Origin of the sequence: Saccharopolyspora sp. CA-218241 (genome assembly GCF_050954615.1) — a bacterium.
GTDB classification, from domain to species: domain Bacteria; phylum Actinomycetota; class Actinomycetes; order Mycobacteriales; family Pseudonocardiaceae; genus Saccharopolyspora; species Saccharopolyspora cebuensis.
Map to the genome: position 1 here is coordinate 2,676,150 of NZ_CP191860.1, position 22,978 is coordinate 2,699,127.

21 protein-coding genes are annotated in these 22,978 nt (G+C 73.6%); 9 read left to right on the forward strand and 12 right to left on the reverse strand.

The annotated features are described in order from the left end of the window. Positions 1-14: 14 nt before the first annotated feature. Positions 15-1,496 (reverse strand): AMP-binding protein, encoded by a 1,482-nt coding sequence (locus ACQP0T_RS12840; protein WP_433873239.1) that lies wholly within the window; start codon positions 1,494-1,496, stop codon positions 15-17. 219 nt (positions 1,497-1,715) lie between these two features. Between ACQP0T_RS12840 and ACQP0T_RS12845 the strand changes: the two genes are divergently transcribed. Then, positions 1,716-2,366 (forward strand): hypothetical protein, encoded by a 651-nt coding sequence (locus tag ACQP0T_RS12845; protein ID WP_433873241.1) that lies wholly within the window; start codon positions 1,716-1,718, stop codon positions 2,364-2,366. Between the two features lie 168 nt (positions 2,367-2,534). On the opposite strand, the gene ACQP0T_RS12850 is transcribed toward ACQP0T_RS12845, so the two are convergent. After that, positions 2,535-2,750, reverse strand: coding sequence for a hypothetical protein (locus ACQP0T_RS12850; RefSeq protein WP_345366761.1), 216 nt, complete (start codon positions 2,748-2,750; stop codon positions 2,535-2,537). 379 nt (positions 2,751-3,129) lie between these two features. Between ACQP0T_RS12850 and ligD the strand changes: the two genes are divergently transcribed. Together ligD and ACQP0T_RS12860 are read left to right on the forward strand one after the other, a co-directional pair. Then, entirely contained in the window at positions 3,130-4,032 is a 903-nt protein-coding gene (gene ligD, locus ACQP0T_RS12855) for a non-homologous end-joining DNA ligase (RefSeq protein WP_433873243.1), read from the forward strand. Positions 4,033-4,055: 23 nt separating this feature from the next. Then, positions 4,056-4,376: a hypothetical protein gene (locus tag ACQP0T_RS12860; protein ID WP_433873245.1), complete on the forward strand. Its 321-nt coding sequence runs from the start codon at positions 4,056-4,058 to the stop codon at positions 4,374-4,376. 38 nt (positions 4,377-4,414) lie between these two features. Here the strand turns inward: ACQP0T_RS12860 and ACQP0T_RS12865 are convergent, their stop codons facing one another. Beyond that, positions 4,415-6,631, reverse strand: a complete 2,217-nt coding sequence (locus ACQP0T_RS12865; RefSeq protein ID WP_433873246.1) for a terpene synthase family protein — start codon at positions 6,629-6,631, stop codon at positions 4,415-4,417. 183 nt (positions 6,632-6,814) lie between these two features. After that, a complete protein-coding gene (locus ACQP0T_RS12870; RefSeq protein ID WP_433873247.1) occupies positions 6,815-7,627 on the reverse strand; it encodes an SAM-dependent methyltransferase in 813 nt (270 codons plus the stop codon). Between the two features lie 112 nt (positions 7,628-7,739). Here ACQP0T_RS12870 and ACQP0T_RS12875 point away from each other — a divergent pair, with 112 nt between their 5' ends. The 3 genes from ACQP0T_RS12875 to ACQP0T_RS12885 are packed head-to-tail and all read left to right on the forward strand — an operon-like array spanning position 7,740 to position 11,307. Further along, on the forward strand, positions 7,740-8,237 hold the full coding sequence (locus ACQP0T_RS12875; protein ID WP_345366752.1) for a (2Fe-2S)-binding protein: 498 nt from the start codon (positions 7,740-7,742) through the stop codon (positions 8,235-8,237). After that, positions 8,234-9,223, forward strand: coding sequence for an FAD binding domain-containing protein (locus tag ACQP0T_RS12880; protein ID WP_433873248.1), 990 nt, complete (start codon positions 8,234-8,236; stop codon positions 9,221-9,223). Before ACQP0T_RS12875 ends, ACQP0T_RS12880 begins: the two co-directional genes overlap by 4 nt. Further along, positions 9,220-11,307 (forward strand): xanthine dehydrogenase family protein molybdopterin-binding subunit, encoded by a 2,088-nt coding sequence (locus ACQP0T_RS12885; RefSeq protein ID WP_433873250.1) that lies wholly within the window; start codon positions 9,220-9,222, stop codon positions 11,305-11,307. Before ACQP0T_RS12880 ends, ACQP0T_RS12885 begins: the two co-directional genes overlap by 4 nt. A gap of 36 nt (positions 11,308-11,343) precedes the next feature. On the opposite strand, the gene larC is transcribed toward ACQP0T_RS12885, so the two are convergent. The 8 genes from larC to ACQP0T_RS12925 form a co-directional block, all read right to left on the reverse strand. Further along, on the reverse strand, positions 11,344-12,543 hold the full coding sequence (gene larC / locus ACQP0T_RS12890) for a nickel pincer cofactor biosynthesis protein LarC (RefSeq protein WP_433873252.1): 1,200 nt from the start codon (positions 12,541-12,543) through the stop codon (positions 11,344-11,346). Continuing rightward, positions 12,540-13,214, reverse strand: coding sequence for a nickel pincer cofactor biosynthesis protein LarB (larB, locus tag ACQP0T_RS12895; RefSeq protein ID WP_433873254.1), 675 nt, complete (start codon positions 13,212-13,214; stop codon positions 12,540-12,542). The genes larC and larB overlap by 4 nt, the downstream gene beginning before the upstream one ends. Beyond that, complete coding sequence (gene larE / locus ACQP0T_RS12900) at positions 13,211-14,038, reverse strand: ATP-dependent sacrificial sulfur transferase LarE (protein ID WP_433873256.1); 828 nt, start codon at positions 14,036-14,038, stop codon at positions 13,211-13,213. The genes larB and larE overlap by 4 nt, the downstream gene beginning before the upstream one ends. A 2-nt stretch (positions 14,039-14,040) precedes the next feature. After that, positions 14,041-15,330, reverse strand: coding sequence for a nickel-dependent lactate racemase (gene larA, locus ACQP0T_RS12905; RefSeq protein ID WP_433873258.1), 1,290 nt, complete (start codon positions 15,328-15,330; stop codon positions 14,041-14,043). A 203-nt stretch (positions 15,331-15,533) separates the two neighbouring features. After that, positions 15,534-16,010 carry a hypothetical protein gene (locus tag ACQP0T_RS12910; protein ID WP_433873260.1) on the reverse strand — a complete coding sequence of 159 codons (477 nt, stop codon included), beginning with the start codon at positions 16,008-16,010 and terminating at the stop codon, positions 15,534-15,536. Positions 16,011-16,131: 121 nt separating this feature from the next. Further along, positions 16,132-17,175 carry a family 2 encapsulin nanocompartment cargo protein polyprenyl transferase gene (locus ACQP0T_RS12915; RefSeq protein WP_433873262.1) on the reverse strand — a complete coding sequence of 348 codons (1,044 nt, stop codon included), beginning with the start codon at positions 17,173-17,175 and terminating at the stop codon, positions 16,132-16,134. An 89-nt stretch (positions 17,176-17,264) separates the two neighbouring features. Then, complete coding sequence (locus ACQP0T_RS12920) at positions 17,265-18,656, reverse strand: family 2B encapsulin nanocompartment shell protein (RefSeq protein ID WP_433873264.1); 1,392 nt, start codon at positions 18,654-18,656, stop codon at positions 17,265-17,267. Between the two features lie 57 nt (positions 18,657-18,713). Continuing rightward, positions 18,714-20,144 carry a family 2B encapsulin nanocompartment shell protein gene (locus tag ACQP0T_RS12925; protein WP_433873266.1) on the reverse strand — a complete coding sequence of 477 codons (1,431 nt, stop codon included), beginning with the start codon at positions 20,142-20,144 and terminating at the stop codon, positions 18,714-18,716. Between the two features lie 542 nt (positions 20,145-20,686). Between ACQP0T_RS12925 and ACQP0T_RS12930 the strand changes: the two genes are divergently transcribed. The 3 genes from ACQP0T_RS12930 to ACQP0T_RS12940 are packed head-to-tail and all read left to right on the forward strand — an operon-like array spanning position 20,687 to position 22,844. Continuing rightward, positions 20,687-20,953: a helix-turn-helix domain-containing protein gene (locus ACQP0T_RS12930; protein ID WP_433873267.1), complete on the forward strand. Its 267-nt coding sequence runs from the start codon at positions 20,687-20,689 to the stop codon at positions 20,951-20,953. Next, positions 20,950-21,717, forward strand: coding sequence for a hypothetical protein (locus tag ACQP0T_RS12935; RefSeq protein ID WP_433873269.1), 768 nt, complete (start codon positions 20,950-20,952; stop codon positions 21,715-21,717). The genes ACQP0T_RS12930 and ACQP0T_RS12935 overlap by 4 nt, the downstream gene beginning before the upstream one ends. Continuing rightward, complete coding sequence (locus tag ACQP0T_RS12940) at positions 21,717-22,844, forward strand: DUF6923 family protein (RefSeq protein ID WP_433873271.1); 1,128 nt, start codon at positions 21,717-21,719, stop codon at positions 22,842-22,844. Before ACQP0T_RS12935 ends, ACQP0T_RS12940 begins: the two co-directional genes overlap by 1 nt. Positions 22,845-22,978: the final 134 nt, after the last annotated feature.

Below are 22,978 nucleotides of genomic sequence, written 5' to 3' on the forward strand. Positions count from 1 at the left end.
CGGCCCTTCGCCGGTCAGGGCAGGCGTTCGGCGCGGAGCCGGGAGCGGCGGACCTTGCCCGCCTCGTCGCGCAGCGGGGTGCCGACGAATTCGACGCTGCGCGGCATCCGGTAGGCCGCGACGTGGCCGCGCAGGTGGGACAGCAGCGCTTCCTCGGTCACCGGTCCGCGCGGGTGCACGATCGCGTGCGGTGCGTTGCCGAGGTCCTCGTCGGGCAGTCCGATCACGCAGCTGTCCAGCACCGACTCGTGCAGGCCGAGCGCGGCCTCGATCTCGGTCGGGTAGACGTTGGCGCCGCCGACCAGGATCATGTCCGCCTCCCGGTCGCCGAGGTAGAGGTAGCCGTCCTCGTCGAACCAACCGATGTCGCCGAGGGTCTCCCACCCGGCCGCATCGGACTCCGGCTCGGCGCCGAGCAAGTGGTAGGTCGGCTCGACGCCCGGATCGGGGCGCATCCAAACCTTGCCCTCCCGTCCGGGCGGCAGGACGTGCCCGGCCTCGTCGCGGACCTGCATCCGCCCGCGCTGCACCCGGCCCACCGATCCGGGGCGCGCCAGCCACTCCTCGGCGGTGATGAGCGTCGAGGCCTGCGCCTCCGTCCCGGCGTAGAGCTCGCGCAGCACGGGTCCGACCCAGTCGATCCACGCCCGCTTCAGCCACACCGGCACCGGCGCGGCGGTGTGGAAGACGGTGCGCAGCGACGACAGCTCGGCCGCCGCCCGGGTCCCCTCGGGCAGCTTGGCGATCCGGTGCAGGATGGTCGACACCGCGTACAGCCAGCTCACCCGGTGCTCGTCGATCAGCCGCAGCGCCTCGGCGGCGTCCCAGCGGCGCATCAGCACCACGTGGTTGCCGCGCAGCAGGCCCAGCGCCACCGCCATGTTCGGCCCGTTGTGCGAGAGCGGCGACGGCACCAGGGCCACCCCGTCCGGTTCGATGCCGAACGCGTCGGCGGAAGCCTCGACCTCCTCCACCAGCGCGGGCCGTCCCGCCACGATGACCTTCGGCCGCCCGGTGCTGCCACCGGAGACCGGCGCCTTCCACGACGGCGAGACCGCGGGCGGCAGCGGGCCCGGGTCCTGCTCCTCGGGCGGGGTGAACCGCGCGGGCAGCACCGGTCGGTGACCGGAGACGACCGGTTCCACGTCGCCGATCAGCACGGCCGGGTCGGTCAGCGCCACGATCTCGGCCAGCTCGCCCGGAGGCAGTTTCGGGCTCAGCGGCTGCGGGATCGCCCCCACCTTCCAGGCGGCCAGTTCGGCGAGCGCGAAACCGATCCCGTTGGGCAGCACGATGCAGGCGAAATCCCCGCGTCCGAGCCCGCGCCCGGCCAGCTCCCGGGCCAGCCGGTTGCTCCGGTGCTCCAGCTCGCGCCGGGTCAGGGTGGTGCCCTCGCAGGTCAACGCGGGACGGTCCGGGTCAGCGTCCGCGAGTTCGGCCCAGCGGACGGCGAACGGGGTTCCCGGTGGTTCTGCGCGGTGGTCGTCTGCGGGCACGCGGGCCTCCTCCGGCCGGAAGCGGCCGTCCACAGCGGACGGTCGAGGTCGACGGCACCTCCGATCGAACTCCAGTCGGTGCGGCGGGGGCAAGTGCCTCGGGCCGAACGGTCCGTGAGGCCGCGGCTATGCGCCTCCCGGTCGCCGGGGGACTCATCCGGTTGTGAACCGGGGGTTTACGCGCTAACGTGAACCCAAGGTTCACAGGAGGTGGTGGGCGTGCGCAGCGCGCGGCAGGCGGTCGACGAGGTGGTCGCCGGGGTCGAGGTCGAGCCCGTCGATCCCGGCGGCAAGCAGAACGACATCGGAGACGAGCGGCGGCGCCGGTCGGAGGCCCTGCGCGGGTTCGGCGCCGCCCTGGAGGCGGAGGAGCTGATCGGTGTCGCGGCGGCGGAGGTCACCGCCGACGCGGCGCGACGGGCGATCTGGCTGGGCGCGAGCTTGGCCGACCTCAGCGCGGTGACCGGACGCTCCCGCCAGGCCGCGCGCAAGCGCTGGCCGCAGCTCGGGCAGGTGCACCGCAAGCGCAAGTGGTTGGCCGACCACGTGGACGACATCCACCACGTCGCCGGTCTGGTCGCCGAGCGCGCCCCGCGTGCGCGTCCGGCCGACAGCGCCGGGTTCGACGACGCGGTGGCGGCGCTGCGCGCCGGGCTCGCCCGCTGCACCCGGGACTTCGCGCCCGAGGCGGCGGAAGGGGACGACCCGGCGGCGCGCTGGCTCGCGCTGGACGAACTGGTCGACGGGTCGCTGCGCCGGGTCCTCGCGCTGGCGGCCGGACCCGCCGACGCGGACGCCGGATTCGCCCTGCACGCCGCGGAGGGCGTGCTCGCCTACTACGACCACGCCACCGCGGCGGATCGCGGGTGACGGGAGCCTGGCGCGGCGCGGGCGGCATCGGCGATGATGGCCGCGGTGCGGTTGGTCAACGGTGCCCATCCGCACCCCTGCGGTCCGCCGCCGGGCGCCGAGGCCGGTCCGGTGCGCAGCCGGGCCCCGCGGGGAGCGCCTCGACGCGCAGGCGGCCGGCGCGCGGGATCAGCCCAGGCTGCGCGCCAGCCCGGCGTACTGGTAGCGCCAGACGCCGTCCGCCCGCTGGTCGCTGCGGTCGTAGCGGCTGTCGTCGTCCTCGCCGTCGCACGGCGCGGGGAAGGTGAACTGCCCGAGGGGCAGCGCGGCGTCGGCGGTGGGGATGATGAAGCTCCGGCCGTCCTCCGGGCCTCCGACGAGTTCGGCGTACACGTGCTGTTCCATGTCGCTCCTGGTTCGGCTCCGAGTGCTCCTCCACGATGATCGACCTTTTTCGGGGCCCGTTGGTTCCGCTGGTCACCCGTTCGTCCCAGCGGCCGCGCCGGGCCGGTACCAGCGAGGATTCCCCGGCCCCGGGACCGGCACCATCACCCACCCCGGCACCGACGTCGGCGCACGCATCGCCTGTTCGGGTCCGCCGCTGGTCACAGCGCTGACGAGGGTGCGCGACCACCCGTCCGGCGGTCCCGCGACGCCGGTACCGGGGGCGAACAGGCGAGCGAGCGGGCCGCCGGGCGGGGGATTGCCGAGCGGGGCGATCGGGTAAGTCGGGGCCGAAGGACGTCGTGCGCCCGGTGCGGCCGGGCCGACCGGGAGGTGTGCGGTGACGGGCGTGCTGGAGGTCGCGGGGCGGCGGATCGAGGTCTCCCGGGGCGACAAGGCGATGTACCCGGCGGAGGGCATCACCAAGGCCGACGTGGTGGAGCACTACCGCGCGGTGGCCGAGGTGATGGTGCCGCACCTGCGGGGCAAGCCGCTCACGCTGCGCCGCTACCCGGACGGCATCGACGCCGGGGGTTTCTTCCAGAAGGAGGTCTCGCGGCACTTCCCGGACTGGGTGCCGGTGACGGAGGTGCCGCAGCGGGGCAAACAGGACAGCGTGCACCACGTCGTCGTCGACGATCCCGCCGTGCTGCTGTACCTGGCCAACCAGGCTTGCCTGGAATTCCACATCGGACTTTCCCGGGTGGACGACCTGGAGCGGCCGCGGCTGGTGGTGGTGGACCTGGACCCGCCGGAGGGGACGGGGATCCCGGAGGTGCGCCGCGCGGTGCGGACCATCGCGCGGCGGTTCCGCGACGCCGGGCTCGATCCGCACGTGCAGACCACCGGCGGCAAGGGGTTCCACGTGGTCGCCCCGCTGCGCGCACGGCGGGACTTCGAGCAGGTGCGGGCCGCGGTGCGCGAGCTCGCCGAGTCCGCCGCCGAGGCCGAACCGGACCGGCTGACCACCGAGCAGCGCAAGGACAAGCGGGGTGACCGGATCTTCCTGGACATCAACCGCAACGCCTACGGGCAGACCATGATCGCGCCGTACTCGCTGCGGGCCCGCCCGGGAGCACCGGCGGCGACCCCGATCGACCCGGGGGAGCTGTCCCGGGTCGAGCCGCGGTCCTACGGGCTGGCGAACCTGGCCAGGCGGCTGGCGCGCAAGGCCGATCCGTGGGCCGGGATCGACGAAGCCCAGGGCAGCGATTTCGGTGGCAGCGACTACGGAGCCCGCTGACCCGACCCGAGGGAGGAGTGACGATGACCGAGCCGAACCCGGACGCCCCCGAAGAACCGGGCACCACCCTGGACCAGTCCGAGGGCACGGACGAGGAAGAGCTGGGCACCGACCCGTTGGAAGGGGGCATCGAGCCCGCCGAGGGCTGGTCCCCGGTCGCGGCGGACCCGCCGACCGAACGCGAGCAGCGCGAACGCGGTTCGGTCGACGAGTACCTGGCCCAGGAGCGGCCGGACACCCCGAACGAACCGGTCGAGGACCGGCCCATCGCCGAGCGGCGGGAGCACGAGCTGGACGAGAGCGTGGACCAGGACGCCGAGCAGCAGGCCGGCGACGAGCGCTAGCCGGAGCCCGGGGGCGGTCGGCACCGCCCCCGGGGTCTTCAGCCCAGGCTCAGCCGGGCCGCGGAGGTGCCCAGGCCGGTCGGGCGCTGCACGAACGCGGGCTCCTCGGCCGCCGCCGGGGCGTGCGGGAGGTTGTACCGCAGGTTCTCGTCCCGGTAGCGATCGGTGCGCTGGTGCCAGAGCAGGATTCCGGCCAGCCAGTCCTGCAGCTCGGTGGCGTACTGCGCGAGCGCCGCGCGGGTCTCGGCGCCGAGGTCCTCCTCCTCGCACAGGGCGGGCAGCTCGATGTCGACGACGTGCTGGAACTGCTGCATCCGCGCGTCCAGCAGGTCGTGGACGAGCCGGTAGCCGGTGGCCAGGTCGCAGTCCAGGAAGTTCTGCGCCACCAGCACGAGGTTGTGCACCTCGCCCTCGAACTCGATCTCCTTGCGGTAGGAGAACAGGTCGTTGATCATCCAGGCGCAGTCCATCGCGGAGTTCTCCATGTTCCGGATGGTGCGGGTCCGGTAGATCTCCGGCGGCACCGCGCTGCCGTGGTTGAGGCGGCACAGGCTCATCGTCATCTCGGAGCCGAAGGTGCCGCGCCGCATCTCCACGTAATCGATGGGGTCCGGGACGTGGTTGAGCAGCTGGTTGTGCAGCTCCCACAACCACGCGTCGACCATCGCCTCGACGGAGCGGCGGAACTCGCGGCGGTACTCCACCGGCATCGGCCCGGCGGTGCGCTCCCAGAGGTCGGCCAGGCTCCGCTCCAGCGGGGACACCGGCACCACCGCGGCCGGTCCGTCGACCGGCATCAGCTCCTTGAGCCGTTCGGTGCAGACCTTGGCGCCGACCAGGTCGGCGGAGCGGCCGAAGACGATCGGGTAGTAGTCGTCCCCGTAGGTGCCGAACGCCAGCCAGTCCGCGGAGAGGTGCAGCTGCTCCTCGGTGGCGTCGGGGTCCAGCCCGGCCGAGCACAGCGGCAGGTCCATCCCGCGGAGCTGCTCCTCGTCCCACACCCGGGGGACGTCGTCGAGGATGCCCATCCGGTGCGCCCACTCGACGTGGTGCTCCCGGGCGCTGTCCAGGTGCGGGCTGAGGCTGACCTGGAAGGGCACGTGCACCTCGGGCACCGTGCGGGGGCCGACCGGCTCGAACGGCCGGTGGCTGAACGCGCGCAACCGCTGCGGTGCGGTGGCCAGCAGCGAGGACGCGATGCGCGCCGCGGAGGTGCCCAGGCCCTGCGGCCCGTCCAGGAACGGGGTCTCGGTGCTGCCGCCCTCGTGCACGTACCGGCTGGAGCGCATGTGCCACTCGTGCCCGCCCGCCTGCCAGTCCTGCAGGCCCTTGACGTAGCCGATCACGGCCAGCCGCCCCGCCGGGTCGATGCCGTGCTCGTCGAGCAGCGCCGGGACCTCGGTCAGCGCGGTGTGCTCGAACTGGTGCAGCCGGGAGGTGAGCAGGTCGTTGACGGTGTCGGCGGCCTCCTGCGTGGAGCAGCCCAGGAACCGCTCGAAGACCAGCACGCCGTTGCTCAGCTCGCCCTCGTCGAGCACCTCGCGGTCGTAGGAGAACAGGTCGTTGCGCAGGTGCACCCCGTCGGCGAAGGTGTCCCGCAGCACCCCGATCGGCCGCGATTCGGCGATGGCGGCGGGCAGTTCGGTGCCCACCGCGTGTTCCACCAGGTTCGCCGACCAGGGCGCGCCGCCGACCTTCCGGCGCATCTCGACGTACTCGATCGGGTTGGACACCCGGTCCTCGCTGATGTTGAGCAGCTCCCACAGGGATTCGTCGAGCAGGTGCTTGGTGTTCTCGGCGAACCGCTGCCGCCAGTCCAGCCCGGTCCCCGGCACCGTGCGCGCCCACAGGTCGGCCAGCCCGCGCTCCACGGGATTGGTGGGGGTCTCGGTGATGTCGCCCTCGACGGGCATGAACGCCCGCAGCCGGTCCAGGTGGGCTCGGGCGGCGGTGAGGTCGGGGCGCCGCTTGTAGAGCTCGACGAAGTGGTCGTCGAAGTAGAACACCCACACGTACCAGTCGGTGATCAGGTCGAGTTCCGGCCCGTCGACGTCGGGGTGGGTGTAGGCGCACAGCAGGGCGTAGTCGTGGGAGTCCAGGTCGTGCTCGTCCCAGATCGGCACGCCCTCCTGCGGCACGTCGATCATGTCCATCCGGTACGCCCACGCCTTCGTGTGCTCCCGCGCCCGCTCCAGGTTCGGGTTCAACCGCGCCGGGTAGGGCATGTAGTACTCCGGCGGTTGAAAGCTCTGCATGGTGCGCACCGGTCCTTCCGCTCGGGTGATCGCCGACGTCCTGCACGAAACCAGGCCGTTCGCCGGCGGCCAACGCACCGGAGGCGTTTGCACACGATCAGGTTGGGCGTGTCGCTCGACCGGACGGGTGCCGCTGGTCCGTTCGGGCGGCGCAGCGTCGCCCGGCGGTAGCCCGTTCGGGTGCTAGACGCGGCCGACGCCGCCGTACCCGAGCGGTCGGGCGACGTCGTCGCGCTCCTCCGCCGAGTCGGGCCGCCAGTCGGGCAGGAACGTCACCCCGGGCGAGACCAGTTCGGTGCCCTCGAACCAGGAGGCGAACTCCTCCCGGGTGCGGGAGTGGACGTGCTCGTTGGCCGACCGGTACAGCGCGATCAGGCGTTCCACGTCGGCGCGCAGCGCCGGGTCGGCGTCCTCGTCGGTCAGGTGCGACAGGGCCAGGTAGCTGCCCGGCGGCAGTTCCCGCCGGTAGGCCGCCACCAGCTCGGCCGGCCGGTCCTCCGGGCCGACGAACAGCAGCACGCCGACCACCAGCAGGCCGACCGGGCGGCTGAAGTCGATGAGCCGCCGGGTGTCCGGGTGGCCCAGGATCCCCGCCGGATCGCGGACGTCGGCCTGGATGATCGTCGCGCGCGGGTTGTCCGCGAGCATCGTCTGGGCCGAGTGCCAGGCCACCGGTTCGAAGTCGACGTAGACCACCGCGGCCTCCGGGTCCCGCGCCTGGGCGACCTCGTGCACGTTGCCCACGGTCGGGATGCCCGACCCGAGATCGATGAACTGGGTGATGCCCCGGTCCAGGTAGAACCGCACCACCCGCTGCAGGAACGACCGGTTCAGCTTCGCCACGTTGGCCACCCACGGGACCATCGCGCGCACCTCGTCGGCGAAGCGGCGGTCGGGTTCGAAGTTGTGCGCCCCGCCGAGGTAGTAGTCGTAGGCGCGGGCGGCGCTCGGTGCGTCCAGATCGAGTTCGCGGGGACCGTAGCCGTGGTTGCTCACCGGAGCTCCTTCGTCGTGGTCTGCGCTGCCCGACAATAGTCGGCCGCCGGGGCGTGAGGCGGGGTGCGGCGGGGTAAGCCCGGAAGGCGAACGCCTGTGAATGGAGGCGAATGTGGACGCCGATATCTCCCTCGTGGTGGACGGGACCACGCACCGGGTCACGATCGACACCCGGACCACCGTGCTGGACGCCCTGCGCGACCGGCTGGGCATCACCAGCCCCAAGAAGGGCTGCGACCACGGGCAGTGCGGCGCGTGCACGGTGCTGTGCGACGGCCGCCGGGTCAACAGCTGCCTGATGCTCGCCGTGGCGTTCGACGGGGCGACCGTCACCACCGCCGCCGGGCTGGCCGAGGAGGCCGGGGAACTGCACCCGGTCCAGGAGTCGTTCGTCGAGCACGACGCGTTCCAGTGCGGCTACTGCACGCCCGGGCAGGTCGTCTCGGCGGTCGGGATGCTCGACGAGCTCGCCGACGGCTGGCCCAGCAAGGTGACCGACGACGGCGCCGACCTCGGCGACGAGGTGCGGGAGCGGATGAGCGGCAACCTGTGCCGCTGCGGCGCCTACGCCAACATCGTCCCGGCCATCGAGGAGGTGGCGCGTCGATGAGGCCCTTCCGATTCGAATCCGCGGCGGACGTCGAGGGGGCGGTGGCCACGGTGGCCGAGCACCCGGCCGGGGCCTACCTGGCCGGGGGCACCAACCTGGTCGACCTGATGAAGCTGGAGGTCACCGAGCCGGACCTGCTGGTCGACGTCCGCAAGCTGACCTCCGACCGCGTCGAGGAGCTGCCCGACGGCGGCCTGCGGATCGGCGCCGCGGTGACCAACAGCGCGCTCGCCGGGCACCCGCTGGTCCGCGAGCGCTACCCGGTGCTGTCCCAGGCCCTGCTGGCCGGGGCGTCCGGTCAGCTCCGCAACCTCGCGACCACCGGCGGGAACCTGCTGCAGCGCACCCGCTGCGTCTACTTCCAGGACGTCACCACGCCGTGCAACAAGCGCGAGCCCGGCAGCGGTTGCGCCGCGCTGGAGGGGTTCCACCGGGAGCACGCCATCTTCGGCGCGTCCCGTTCGTGCATCGCCACCCACCCGTCGGACATGGCGGTGGCGCTGGCCGCGCTGGACGCCGTGGTGCACGTGCGCGGGCCCGCCGGCCAGCGGCGGATCCCGCTGGCCGAGCTGCACCGGCTGCCCGGCGACGTGCCGCAGGACGACACGGTGCTGGAGCACGGCGAGCTGATCACCGCGGTGGACCTACCGCCCTCCGACTGGGCGGTGCGCTCCCGGTACCGCAAGGCCCGGGACCGCGCCTCGTTCGCGTTCGCGCTCGTGTCGGTGGCGGCGGCGCTCGACGTCCAGGACGGTGTGGTGCGCGACGTCCGGCTGGCGCTGGGCGGCGTCGCGCACAAGCCGTGGCGGGCCAGCCTCGCCGAGGACCGGTTGCGCGGGGCAGCCGCGGACGCCGAGAACTTCCGGGCCGCCGCGGACGCCGAACTCGCGGAGGCGCGCACCCTGCCCGAGAACGAGTTCAAGGTGCCGCTGGCCCGCAACATGATCCTCGGCGCACTCCTCGAACTGGCGGGTGATCAGCGATGACGGCCACCACCAAGACACCTCTCGGCGCGCCGGTCAACCGGGTCGAAGGCGCCGACAAGGTCCGCGGGCTCGCCCGCTACTCCTTCGAGCACCCGGTCGACCGGCCGGTGTACCTGCACCCGCTGCAGGCCGACGTCGCGGCCGGGCGGGTGGTGGCCATCGATTCCAGCGCGGCGCTGGCCGAACCCGGCGTGGTGGGCGTGCTCACCCACCACAACGCGCCCGGCGTGGCCTCGGCGGAGGACCGGGAGCTGGCGATCCTGCAGTCCGGCGAGGTCGCCTTCCGGGGCCAGTTCATCGGCGGCGTGCTCGCCGAGACGCCCGAGGTGGCCCGCTACGCCGCCGGGCTCGTCCACGTCGAGTACCAGCGGCGGGAGCACGACACGCGGCTCTCGGCCGACCGCACGGACCTCTACAAGCCCGACGCGGTCAACGGCGGGTTCACCACCGACACCGCACAGGGCGACCTCGACCGGGCGATGACCGACGCGGCGGTCACCCACGAGGCCGTCTACACCACGCCGCTGGAGCACAACAACCCGCTGGAACCGCACACCACCATCGCGTGCTGGGAAGGCGACGACCTCACCCTGTACGACTCCACGCAGGGCGTGCACTGGGTGCGGGACGCGATCTGCGCGGTGTTCGGGATGGACTCCGAGCACGTGCACGTGGTGTGCCCGCACGTGGGCGGCGGTTTCGGCTCCAAGGGCCAGCCGCACGCGCCGACGGTGCTGGCCGCGATGGCGGCCCGGCTGGTGACGCCGCGGCCGGTGAAGCTGGCCCTCACCCGCCAGCAGATGTTCAGCCTCGCCGGCTACCGCACCGGCACCATCCAGCGGATCCAGCTCGGCGCCGACCCCGCCGGTTCGCTCACCGCGATCGGGCACGACGTGGTGGAGCAGACTTCCCGGATCAAGGAGTTCGCCGAGCAGACCGCGGTGCCCAGCCGGATGTTCTACGCCGCGCCGAACCGGCGGTCGACGCACCGGATCGCCGCGCTCGACGTCCCGGTGCCCTCGTGGATGCGGGCGCCCGGCGAGTGCCCCGGCACCCACGCGCTGGAAGTCGCGATGGACGAGATGGCGCTGGCGTGCGGGATGGACCCGATCGAGTTCCGCGTCCGCAACGACCCGCGGACCGACCCGGAGACCGGGCTGCCGTTCTCCAGCCGGAACCTGGAGGCCTGTCTGCGCGAAGGCGCCCGCCGCTTCGGCTGGGACGACCGCGATCCCACGCCGGGGGCGCGGCGCGACGGGGAGTGGCTCGTCGGCACCGGGGTCGCCGCCTCCAGCTACCCGGTGCTGCCGCACGGCGGTTCCCAGGCGGCCATCCGGGTGGGGCCCGACGGCCGGTACCGGGTGCGCGTCGGCGCCGCCGACATCGGCACCGGGGCGTGGACCGCGCTGAGCCAGATCGCCGCCGACGCGCTCGGGGTGGGGCTGGACGACGTGGTGCTCAGCATCGGCGACACCGATCTGCCCTATGCCAGCGGCGCGGGCGGGTCTACCGGGACGATGTCCTGGGGTTCGGCGATCGTCGACGCCGCGCGCCGGCTGCGCGACGAACTCCCCGCCGGGGGCCCGGTTCCCGACGAGGGGATCGAGGTCGTCGGGCGGGTGCCGGACAACCCGCACCGCGACCAGTACGCCATGCACGCCTTCGGCGCCCAGTTCGCCGAGGTCCGGGTGCACGCCATGACCGGCGAGATCCGGGTGCCGCGGCTGTTCGGCATGTTCGCCGTCGGGCGCATGATGAACGCCAAGACCGGGCGCTCGCAGCTCATCGGCGGCATGACGATGGGCCTGTCGATGGCGCTGCACGAGCACAGCTACCTCGACCCGGTCCAGGGGCACGTGGTCAACCACGACCTCGCCGAGTACCACATCGCCGCCAACGCCGACGTGGGATCGGTGGACGCGGACTGGATCGACGAGGACGACCCGTACGTCAACGCGTTGGGGGCCAAGGGGATCGGCGAGATCGGGATCGTGGGCACGGCGGCGGCCGTGGTCAACGCCGCCTGGCACGCCACCGGAGTCCGGGTGCGCGATCTGCCGATCACGCTGGACAAGTTCCTCTGACCCGACCGGGTGGTCAAAACCAGGTGCGGGGCACCTTCATCCGACTGTGCCGGAGGAAGGTGCCCCGCACCCGTGGCTCGTGCGGGTGAGCCGGTGCTCCTGGTGGGCGGCGAGGGCCTGGGCGGCGACGGTGCGCAGCGGCCGGTCGAGGGCCTCGGCCGCGGCGGCGACGTCGTCGTGTTCGGGCTTGGCGTGCCACGGACCCTGCTTGATCCGCACCGGGTGGCCCTCGACCTCGACCGTGGTGGTGCTGCGCGGCACGGCGCGCCGGTCGACCTGGTGTCGGCGCAGGCCCAGACTGCCGGTCTCGGCGAGCAGCAGCCGGGTCAGCTCGGCCTCCCGGTCCGGCGCGCACAGCACGTGCACGGTGCTGGCGGGCCGGGACTTCTTCATGGTCGCCGGTGAGGTCCAGGCGTCGGCGGCCCCGGCGCGCAGCGCGCGGTCGACGACGTGCCCGAGCACTTCGGCCGACACGTCATCCACATTGGACTCCAGCACGACCATCGGTTCGGTGGTGGCGGCGACGCGCGGCTCGCCCAGCGTCGCCGACAGCACGTTGGGCCGCTGCGCGAACCGCTTGGTGCCCGCGCCGAACGCGGTGGCCAGCACCGTCATCGCGGGCGGCGGGGCGTAGCTGGTGCCCACCGCGCCCAGCAGCGCCGCGCCGGTGGGGGTGACCGTCTCGCCGTCGAGGTCGGTGCCGACGACCGCCGCGCCGCGCAGCAGGGCCAGGGTCGCCGGGGCCGGGGCGGGCAGCACGCCGTGCGCGCAGCGGACCGTGCCGCTGCCCAGCGCCAGCGGGGCCGAGTGCACGGCGGTGATGTCCAGGGCGTGCAGCGCGGCGGCCACCCCCACGGTGTCGACCACCGTGTCCAGCCCGCCGATCTCGTGCAGGTGCACGTCGTCGGGATGCCGGTCGTGCAGCGCCGCCTCCGCCTCGGCGATCGCCCGCACCGCCGCCGAGGCCAGCGCCGCGACCGGTTCCGGCGCGGCGCGCCCCACCCGCTCCAGCAGCTCGGCGGCGCGGCGCTCCGGCGCGTGGTCGTGGACCTCCACCACCGCCTTCGTCGCCGCGACGCCCGCCACCTGCACCGGTTCGGCCACCAGCCGCCAGCCGGTCAGGCCGGTCCCGGCGACGGCGTCGCGGACCCGCTCCAGCGGTGCGCCGAGCCCGAGCAGCGCGCCGAGCAGCATGTCCCCGGAAGCGCCGGTCACCGGGTTGAGCCAGAGGATCACCGCGGCCTCGCGGCGGTGCGGGCGAGCCGGTGCACGGCCATCGCCGCGGAGAACCCGGAGTCGATGTTGACCACGGTGAGCCCGGCCGCGCAGGAGGTCATCATGGACAGCAGCGCGGTCACCCCGTCCAGCGCGGCGCCGTAGCCGGTGGAGGTCGGCACCGCGACCACCGGAGAACCGACCAGGCCGCCGACCGCGCTGGCCAGCGCCGCCTCCATGCCCGCGACCACGATCACCGCGTCCGCCCGCGCCAGGTCCTCGCGCACCGCGAGCAGCCGGTGGATGCCGGCCACCCCGACATCGCGCACCAGCCGGGTCGACAACCCGATCGCCGCCGCGACGGCCTCGGCCTCGGCGGCCACCGGCCCGTCGGCGGTGCCCGCGGTGACCACGCAGACCTCGAAGGTTCCCGCGGGCGCCGGTCGCCAGGTCAGCAGGCGCGCCGCCGGGTGGTGCACGGCCCCGTCGACCCGCTCGGCGACGTGCTCGGCCACCTCCGGCTCGACCCGGGTGACCAGCACCGGGCCGGTGCTGCGGCGCAGCAGCTCGGAGACGATGCCGACGATCTCGTCGGGCTGCTTGCCGGGTCCGTAGACGATCTCGGGCAGGCCCTGCCGGTCCTCGCGGTCGGTGTCCACCCGCGCGTAGCCGAGGTCGGCGAAGCCGGTCATGACGCGCTCCGGGCGGGCAGCAGCGGCAGCAGCGCGTTCATCCGGCCGCTGCGGAACCCCGCCAGGTCCAGGGCGCAGAACTCGAACCCGGCCGCGCGCGCGGCCCGGTCCAGCTCCTCGCGCAGCGCGGCCGCCCGGTCCCAGTCCTCGGCGGGCACCTCCAATCGGGCCACGGTGCCGTCGCCGTGGGAGCGGACCCGGCAGACCGCGAAACCCAGCGCCTTGACCTGCTCCTCGGCGCGCTCGATCCGGCCGAGCACCTCCGGGGTGACCTGCTCGCCGTAGGCGACGCGGGAGGCCAAGCAGGCGGCCGCGGGCTTGTCCGCGGTGACCAGCCCCAGCTCCCGGCTCGCGGCCCGGACGTCCTGCTTGGTCAGCTCGGCGTCGACCATCGGGGCGATCGCGCCGCGCTGGGCCGCCGCCCGCTGACCGGGCCGGTGATCGCCGAGGTCGTCGAGGTTGGTGCCCAGCGCGACCCGGGCGCCGAGCATCCCGGCCAGCGGTTCGATCGCGTCGAACAGCGCCGATTTGCAGTGGTAGCAGCGGTTCGCGTCGTTGGCCGCGTACTCCGGGCGCTCGGCTTCGTCGGTGCACACCTCCACGTGCGGGATGCCGCGCTCGCGGGCGAATCGCTTGGCCTCTGCGCGCTCGGCGGCGGCCAGGCTCGGTGAGACGGCGGTGACGGCGAGCATCCGCTCCCCGAGCACCGCGTGCGCGGTGGCGGCGACCAGCGCCGAATCCACACCGCCGGAGAAGGCGACGACGAGCGCGTCCTCCCGGCCGAGCCGGGACCTGAGGCGCTCCAGCGGCTGCTGCTGTGCCACGGTCACTTCCTTTCCGTCGCGAGGTAGGGGATCGTCTGCGGTCCTTCCGGCAGCACGCAGACCCGGGCGGCGGGATCGGCGGCCAGCGCGTCGCGCACGGTGGCCTCCACGTCCGCGCAGTGCTCCAGGTGCGCCGAGCGCAGCTCCGCCGGGCCCAGGTGCGCGCTGTGCACGGCGACGCGGGCCCGGCTCTGGATCTTGGCCTGGATCTGCACCTGCCACTGGTCCGGCACGGTGCGCTCGCGCGCCTCGATGTCGGCGAGCAGCTCCTCCGGTGCGGCCGCCGAAGCCAGCACCTCCCGGAACGAGCCGTGATCCGGGAACCCGTCGCGGCATTCCGCGGCGCAGACGATGAGCCCGCCGGGGCGCACCACCTCGGCCGCCGCCGACATCCCCTTCACCGCCTGGTAGAGGTTCTGGTCCAGCGGGTAGCCGGAGTTGGTGGTCACCACGACGTCGAACGCGGCCGGGACCGGGCGCATCGCCAGCCGCTGCGCGGCCCGGCAGGCCGCCCGGTGCATCGGCAGCAGGTCCCCGGCGAACGCCTCGACGATCCGGTGCTCCCGGTTGAGCAGGACGTCGAAGGCGAGGTCCACGCCGGTGCCCTCGGCGATGGCGCGGACGTCGTCGTGCACCGGGTTGCCCTCGGTGACGCCCCAGGTCGCGGAGGGGTGGGCGATGCGCGCCGCGTCGTGCAGGGTCAGCACCGTCTCCAAGGCGGCCAGCCCCGGCGCGACGAGCTTCGGGCCACCGCTGAACCCGGCGAAGAAGTGCGGCTCGACGAACCCGGTGGTGATCCGCACGTCGGCCTCGACCCACTCGCGGTGCAGCCACACCGGCACGTCCTTGCCGTGGCGGCCGCACCACACCAGCGACTCCCGGTCCCGGGCGTCGTGGTTGACGATCCGCACGGCGTCCACCACCTCGTCGCCGAACATCGCGCGCAGTTCGGCCTCGGTGTTCGCCCGGTGCGTGCCGGTGGCCACCAGCAGCACGACGTCGGCGAGGTCCACGATGCCGTCCAGTTCGGCCAGCAGCGCCGGGATCATCAGGTGGCGGGGCTGCGGCCGGGTGCTGTCGCACACCGACACGGCCACGGTCTGCCCCGGGCGGACCCGGTCCCGCAGCGGCGGACCGGCCACCGGCTCGCGCAGCGCGGCCCGCAGCGCGGCGGCCTCGTCGGCGAGCCCCGGGTGGTACTCGGGGCGCACGACCGTGGTGCGGTCGGCGGGGAACTCGACGTCCAGCCCGGTCTCGCCGTAGGCCAGTCGCACCGGAACCGGTTCAGCCATCCCGACGACCGCCGTCCGCCGCGGAGCTCGGTGCCGCGCCGCGCACCGGGCGCGGTCCGGCGTCGGCGTGGTTCTGCGACCGCATGTTCGTCCTCACCGGTTCGGCCGTCAAATGGTCTGACCGAACCTTAGCCCTTCGGCCACGCCGGACCAAGGTCGTCCTCGGCGACGATTCCGGCGGGGGCCATCGGGCGGGGAGTGGATCAGCGGTGGTCGACGTCCCGGTCCCGGGGCGGGCGCAGCACGGCCACGATCGCACCGCCGAGCCCGAGCAGCGCGATGCCCAGCGGCAGCCAGCCGCCCGTCGCGCTGCCCGTCCGCGCCAGCGGCGTGCTCGGGTCGCCCTCCCCGGCGGGCGGCGTGCCGGTCGGCCCCGGTGTGTTGCCTGGCGGCACCGCGGAGGTCTTTCCGCCGGTGACGTCGACCGGCCCGGCGATCTCCGGCCCGGGGACGTCCGGCCCGGGGAGCCGGACGACGTCGATCGCGGCGGTGCCTTCGGATCCCTGCGAGCGGAGGGCGACGGCGTCGACGGGCGGGCGTCCCGGGTCCACCGCGGCGGCGACCGGGGTGGGCGTCGTCGGCCGTTCCGGGGCGCCGCCGCCGGGGTGGGCTCCGACGGCCAGCACCAGAGCGGTGAACGCCCCGGTCAACGGCAATGCGTGGGCGGGTCGCAGGCGCACGGGAACTTCCTTCCGGCGGGGGTGCTCCGCCGGAAGTCTGGGGCAGCGGATGATCAGCCGCTGGCAAGCTCACCCCATCCGGTGATCGCCGCGCGCGCCGTGCGCCCGGACGGCGTCGGGGTCAGTGGTCCCGGTGGGTGAGCAGGTGGGCCAGCGCGCTGAGCTCCTCGGCGGGACGCGCCACCGGTTCCGCCGCCCGCAGGTCGCCCAGCGCCCGGGTGAGCAGCTCGTCGGCCTGCTTCTGGCTCCAGAGCCGACCACCCGCGACGCTGACCAGTTCCGCCGCCCGCGCCAGATCGCTGCCGGAGAGCGGCTGATCGCTGAAGTACAGCGCCGCGAGCCGCTGCCCGGCGGGCGACCCGGAGTTCAGCGCCGAGACCACGGGCAGGGTCTTCTTCCGGGTCCGCAGGTCGGAGAAGACCGGCTTGCCGGTCAGCGCCGGGTCGCCCCAGATGCCCAGCAGGTCGTCGACGTGCTGGAAGGCCAGCCCGAGCCGCTCGCCGAAGCTGCGCAGCCGGGCGACCTGCCCGTTGCGGGCGCCGCCGAACAGCGCGCCGAGGGCGCACGCGCAGCCCAGCAGCGCGCCGGTCTTGTCCCGCGCCATCCGCTGGCACTCGGTGACCTCGACGTCCCGCCGGTCCTCGAACGCCAGGTCCTGGCTCTGCCCGTTGATCAGGCTCAGCACGGCGGTGTTGAGCATCCGCACCGCGCTGGTGGCCTCCGGGTGCCCGCTGGCGGCCAGGACGTCGGTGGCCAGGCTCAGCAGCGCGTCCCCGGCCAGGATCGCCGGTCCGCTGCCGAACATGGTCCACGCGGTCGGCCGGTGCCTGCGGGTGACATCGCCGTCCATCACGTCGTCGTGCAGGAGCGAGAAGTTGTGCACCAGCTCGACGGCCACCGCGGCCGGTACCGCGGCCGCCGGATCGCCGCCGACGGCGGCGGCGGACAGCAGCACCATCGCGGGGCGGACGGTCTTGCCCCGGTCCGCCCGGATGGGGTTGCCGTGCTCGTCCCACCACCCGAGGTGGAAGCCGACGATGGTCTGCATCCTGGTCGGCAACCGGTCCACGGCGGAGCGCAGCGCCGGGTCGACCATCGCGCGGCTGCGGGAGAGGGCCTCGTGGGCATCCGAACCGCTGTTCGTTTCCTGCTGCGTGGTGGCCATGACTTCCTTCTTTCGGACTGCGTTCGCCGATGGGGTTGCGTGCCGGATCGGTGCGGTGCCCGCGGTGGCCCACCGCGGGCACCGCGACCTCAGCGGGCGATCTCGACGCGTTCGAGCACGCCGAGCGCGTCCGGGACCAGCACGGCGGCGGAGTGGTACGTGCTGACCAGGTAGGAGATGACCGCCTGTTCGTCGATCCCCATGAACCGGACGTTGAGCCCCGGCTCGTGCTCGTCGGGGATGCCGGTCTGGTGCAGGGCCACGACGCCTTCGTCGTCCTCCCCGGTGCGCATGCACAGGATCGAGCTGGTGCCCCGCTCGCTGATCGGGATCTTGTCGCTGGGCAGCAGCGGGACACCGCGCCACGCCGCGACCCGCTTGCCGCCGACCTCGGTGGTGTCCGGGTAGATCCCGCGCTTGCTGCATTCCCGCCCGAAGGCGGCGATCGCCTTGGGGTGGGCGAGGAAGAACCGCGAGCCGCGTCGGCGGGACAGCAGGTCGTCCATGTCGTCGGGCGTCGGCGGACCCGTGCGGGTCGGCATCCGCTGCCGCAGGTCGGCGTTGTGCAGCAGTCCGAAGTCGCGGTTGGTGAGCAGCTCCTGCTCCTGGCGCTCCCGCAACGCCTGGATGGTCAGCCGCAGCTGCTGCTCGATCTGGTTCATCGGCTGGTTGTAGAGGTCGGCCACGCGGCTGTGCACCCGCAGCACGGCCTGGGCCACGCTGAGCTCGTACTCCCGGGGGGCCAGCTCGTAGTCGACGAAGGTGCTCGGCAGCGTCGGTTCCCCGGAGTGGCCGGAGCTGATCTCGATCGCCGCTTCGCCGTGCTTGTTGCGGGCCCCGGGCGGGGCGTCGCGGACCCGCTCGACGTGCGCGCGCAGCCCGGCGAACTGGTCGGTGACCTCGGCGAGGCCGGTGCGCCCCAGCGCCAGCACGGTGCAGTGCGTGACCGCTTGGTACGAGTGCGCCCACTCGGATTCGCCGGCCAGCAGCTGGGCGCCGAAGTACTCGCCGTCGGCGTGCACGCCGAGCACCGCGCGGTCGCCGTACTCGCCGTGCCCGAGCCGGCTGACCTTGCCGTGCACGACGAGGAAAACCTGCTCCACCGGTTGCCCCTCGGCGACGATCATCTGGCCCGGCTCGAACTCCCGCCGCACGAACCGGTCGGCGAGCGCCGACAGCGCCGAGTCGTCGTCGTAGCCGCGCAGCAGCGGGAGTTCCCGGAGTTCCTGCGGGACCACCCGCAGGTCGGCGGCGCCGCCGGCGAAGGTCACCCGGCCGTCGCCCACGGCGTAGGTCAGGCGCCGGTTGACGCGGTAGGTGCCCGCCTCCACCTCCACCCACGGCAGCATCGCCGACAACCAGCGCGGGGTCACGCCCTGCATCTGCGGTGTCGTCTTGGTGGTGGAGGACAGCTTCCGCGCCGCCGCGGTGCTCAGGCTGGATGCGTGCTGCTCGGCTTCGTCGATCTCTGTCGAGGTCACTGGACTGGACTCCTCACTGGGCTCGTTCGCGCTGGCTGCTCGTCGCTCGCGGCCCGATCAGCCCTCCAACCCGATCTCGACGTGGTCCAGCACCCCGACCGCGTCCGGCACCAGGATGGCGGCCGAGTAGTACGCGCTGACCAGGTAGGAGATGAGCGCCTGGTCGTTGATGCCCATGAACCGCACCGACAGGCCGGGCCGGTACTCGTCCGGGATGCCGGTCTGGTGCAGGCCGACGACGCCCTGGTTCTCCTCGCCGGGGCGGACCAGCAGGACCGAGCTGGTGCGCGAGTCGCTGACGTGCAGCTTGTTGCACGGCAGGATCGGCACGCCGCGCCAGGACGGCACCTGGTGACCGGCGAGGTCGACGGCGTGCGGGTAGAGGCCGCGCTTGCTGCACTCCCGGCCGAAGGCGGCGATCACCTTGGGATGCGCCAGGAAGAAGCCCGGTTCCTTCCACACCAGGGCGAGCAGCTCGTCCATGTCGTCCGGCGTGGGCGGGCCGCTGCGGGTGTGCACCCGTTGCCGCAGGTCGGCGTTGTGCAGCAACCCGAAGTCCCGGTTGTTGACCAGCTCGTCCTCCTGGCGCTCCCGCAGCGCCTCGATGGTGAGCCGCAACTGCTGCTCGACCTGGTTCATCGGCTGGTTGTAGAGGTCGGCGACCCGGCTGTGCACCCGCAGCACCGTCTGGGCCACGCTGAGCTCGTACTCCCGGGGGGCCAGCTCGTAGTCCACGAAGGTGGCGCTGAGCGCGGGTTCGCCGCTGTGCCCGGAGGAGATGTCGATCGAGGCTTCACCGTGGTCGTTGTGCGCGCGGCGCGGGCTGTCGAGGGCCTGCCGGATGTGCTCGCGCAGCGCCTCGGAGTGCCCGTTGAGCTCTTGGAAGGACTGGTACCGCAGGGTCAGCACGGTGCACCGGGTGACGGCCTTGAAGGTGTGGTCCCAGGTGGTTTCCGCGCCGGTGAGCACGTCGGCGCCGAAGTACTCGCCGTCGGCGAGGACACTGAGCACCGTCCGGTCGCCGTACTCGCCGCGGCCGATCCGGTTGACCTTGCCGTGCGCGATGAGGAACACCTGCTCGGCGGGCTGGCCCTCCTCGGCGATCACCTGGCCCGGCTCGAACTCCCGCTGCACGAACCGGTCGGCCAGCGCGGTCAGCGCCGCGTCGTCGTCGAAACCGCGCAGCAGCGGCAGCTCGCCGAGTTCCTGCGGGATGACCCGCACGTCGGCACCGGTGTTGGTGAAGGTCACCCGGCCGTCGCCGAGGGTGTAGCTCAGCCGCCGGTTGACCCGGTAGGTGCCGCCCGCCGCCTGCACCCAGGGCAGCATCCGCAGCAGCCAGCGCGAGGTGATGCCCTGCATCTGCGGTGCGGACTTGGTCGTGGTGGCCAGGTTCCGGGCTGCCGCCGTGCTCAGGCTCGACTGCTGCTGCTCCGCTTCGGTGCTGTTGAGCGGGTCGATCGAGGTCACGCCGATACCACCAATCATGTGTCGTCAGGCAGGGGAGGGCGCGCGGTGCTACTACCGCGTCAATTAATGAAAAGGGGAATGGTCGGAATCTGCTGTTCGCCAATTGTTCGGCGGGTGCTTTTCCCGTTCGTCGGAAGCGACGCTAGCACCCGTGATCGGGGCCGTACAGTCACTCGAAAGTGGTGGTTCGCCCCGCCGGTCTAAGCCGGTTGTCCGGGCGGCTCGGGATTTCACCTGAACAACCTCTTGTGCGGCGCGGACGATACGCCATGTGTCCGTCCGAGGTGCCTCGTCCTGCGGTTTTTAGGGGCGGACCGGCATATTCCGCGCTCCGCTGGTCCGTTCGAGCGTATTGGTCGACCCGCGGAAATCGACGAATTGGGTTATCCACTCGGCGGCGCCGCCGCAGTAGTGTCGTGCAAAACGATTCAACTGCTATTTGCCGGTCTGCCGGTGAATTGTCGGGGGCGCAACGAGGTGGTCGAGTTGTCTGTCCGCAGGGGAGTGCGGTGCGCGGGCCGCGAACGGAGCGGTCCGGCGGCCGGCGGGGGGTGGCCGCGGTGAGGTGGAACCTCCGGCTGGCGGCCGCGCAGCGGGGCATCTGGAAGGCGACCGATCTGCAGCACCGGCTCGCCCGCGGCGGGCTGGTGATCTCGGCGGGCAAGATGTCCGGGCTGTGGGCCAAGACCCCGGCCAGCATCAAGCTCGACGACCTCGACGTGATCTGCGCCGTGCTCGGCTGCGAGATCGGCGAGCTGCTCATCCCGGAACCGCCGGGAGGCGCGCTGCCCGCGTTCGAGGAAGGCGGCGCGGGGGGGTCGGGATGAGCACCTACCTCGTCGGCGCCCTGTGGGTGTTCGGCGCGGCCCTGATCGCCGGGGCGGTCGGCTACCTGGTGCGCCGGATCGGGCAGGACGAGGGGCGCAGCAGCAACAACGACGCGGCCGGCCAGGTGTTCACCATCGTCAACGGCCTGCACGCGGTGGTGCTGGCCTTCGTGCTGGTGAAGTTGTTCGACGCGGTCTCCGACGCCCGCGACGGGACGTACCGGGAGGCGCAGGCGCTGGTCTCGGTCGCGTGGGCGGTGGACGCCTTGGAACCGGGCGCCGGGCAGCAGGTGCGGGACCTCAGCGCCCGGTACGCCCGCACCGTGATCGACCAGGAGTGGCCGGTGATGCGGATCGGCGGTGAGGTGACCGGCCCGGGTTGGGCGCAGCTCGACCGGGTCCGCGCCACCGTCCTGGCGGCCGGATCGCAGGGCGACTGGCAGGACGGCCGCAAGACCGAGGCGGCCGACCAGCTCGGGCAGGTCTACCAGGAGCGGCAGGAGCGGCTGACCCGCGCCTTCGACGAAGGCGTGGTGGCCGTGGTGTGGTTCGTGCTCATCCTCGGCAGCGTGGTGTGCGTCGTGCTGCCCAACCTCTTCGGCGGTACCCGACTGGGGCCGCACGTGCTCCTGGTGTCCACGTTGGCCGGTGCGCTGGCGCTGATGCTGTTCGCCATCCACCAGCTCCAGAACCCGTTCAGCGGAGGGTCGAGCATCGATCCGGACGCCTTCCGCTGGGCGCTGGACCGGCTCGGGCGCTCCTGATGCCCCGGCGGCTGAGCCGCGCCGCGCTGGTCGTCGCCGTGCTCGTGCCCACCTGCGCCCTGCCGGGCGCCGCGCGGGCGCAACCGCCGTGCACCGCGGTGTTCGCGATCGGCACGCCGAACACCACGGTGCTGGCCCGGGTGGAGCTGCCGGCGGGGGACGGCGCGGTGCTGCGGGTGTCCCCGCGGCGCTGGACCGCGCTCGGCCACGCCGCGGCGCAGGACCGGGTGTACGCCGTCGCGCCGGGCCGCCGGGTGGTCGCCTGGCGGCCGGACGGCTCCGCCGAGGAGCTCGGTGCGCTGCGGTCGGCTCCGTCGTTCGTGCCCACCGGTGGCGCGATCCGCGGCGACCGCTGGTACCTCGTGGGGCGCGGCGCGCTGCACGTGGTCGACGTCGATCCCGCTTCGCCGCGGTACTTGCACGTGGTCGCCTCGCACCGGCTCCGGCCCGCCGTCGGCGGGTTGCACGACCTGGCCGTGGACCCGGTCGACGGGGCCCTGCTCGGCGTCGCCCGCACCGGTTCGGGGACCGCGTTGGTGCGCCTGGCCGACGACGGCGCGGTGTCGGTCCGCGCCCGGCTCGACGGGCTCGCGCGCGGCGGCTACGGCGCGCTGGTGATCGGCCCGGACCGGTCGCTGTACGTGGTGGTGCACCGCGCGGGACGCGCCGCGCTGCACCGGATCGCCCCGGACGGCACGACGACGCGGCTGGCCACCCGCGCGGGAGTGCTGCACTCCGACGCCGCGGGCTGCCTGCCGCGGGCGCCCGGTCCACCGCCTCCGCCGCCGGAACCACCGCCGCCGGAACCTGCACCGGCGCCGGAACCTCCGCCGACGCCGGTGCCGCCCGCGCCGGAACCGCCCGCGCCGGAACCGCCGCCGGAGAGCGCGTCACCCGTGCCGCCGCGGCCCGCGGTCCCGGTCCGGTCGGAACCCGCCGTGCCGACCGCGCCGCCGGCCCCGCCGGAAACACCGGTGCGGCGGCCCCCACCGCCGCCGATCCCGCTGCTGGCCGAGGACGACGCGGCCGCGGCGCAGGACGACGTCCGGGACGGGCGGCGTTGGGCGCTGGCGGCGCTGCTGCTCGTCGTCGGCGGCGGGATAGCCGCGCGGGCGGTGCTCCGGTAGCGCCGCGGATCCCCGCTCCCGCAACGGATCCGGCGGGCGGGCAGCGTGTTGACAGGGCGGGTGGGACCGGGCTAGAAGGGGGAAAACGAGATCATCTTCGCGCCGACCCCGGTCCACCGCCCTCCCGCACCAGG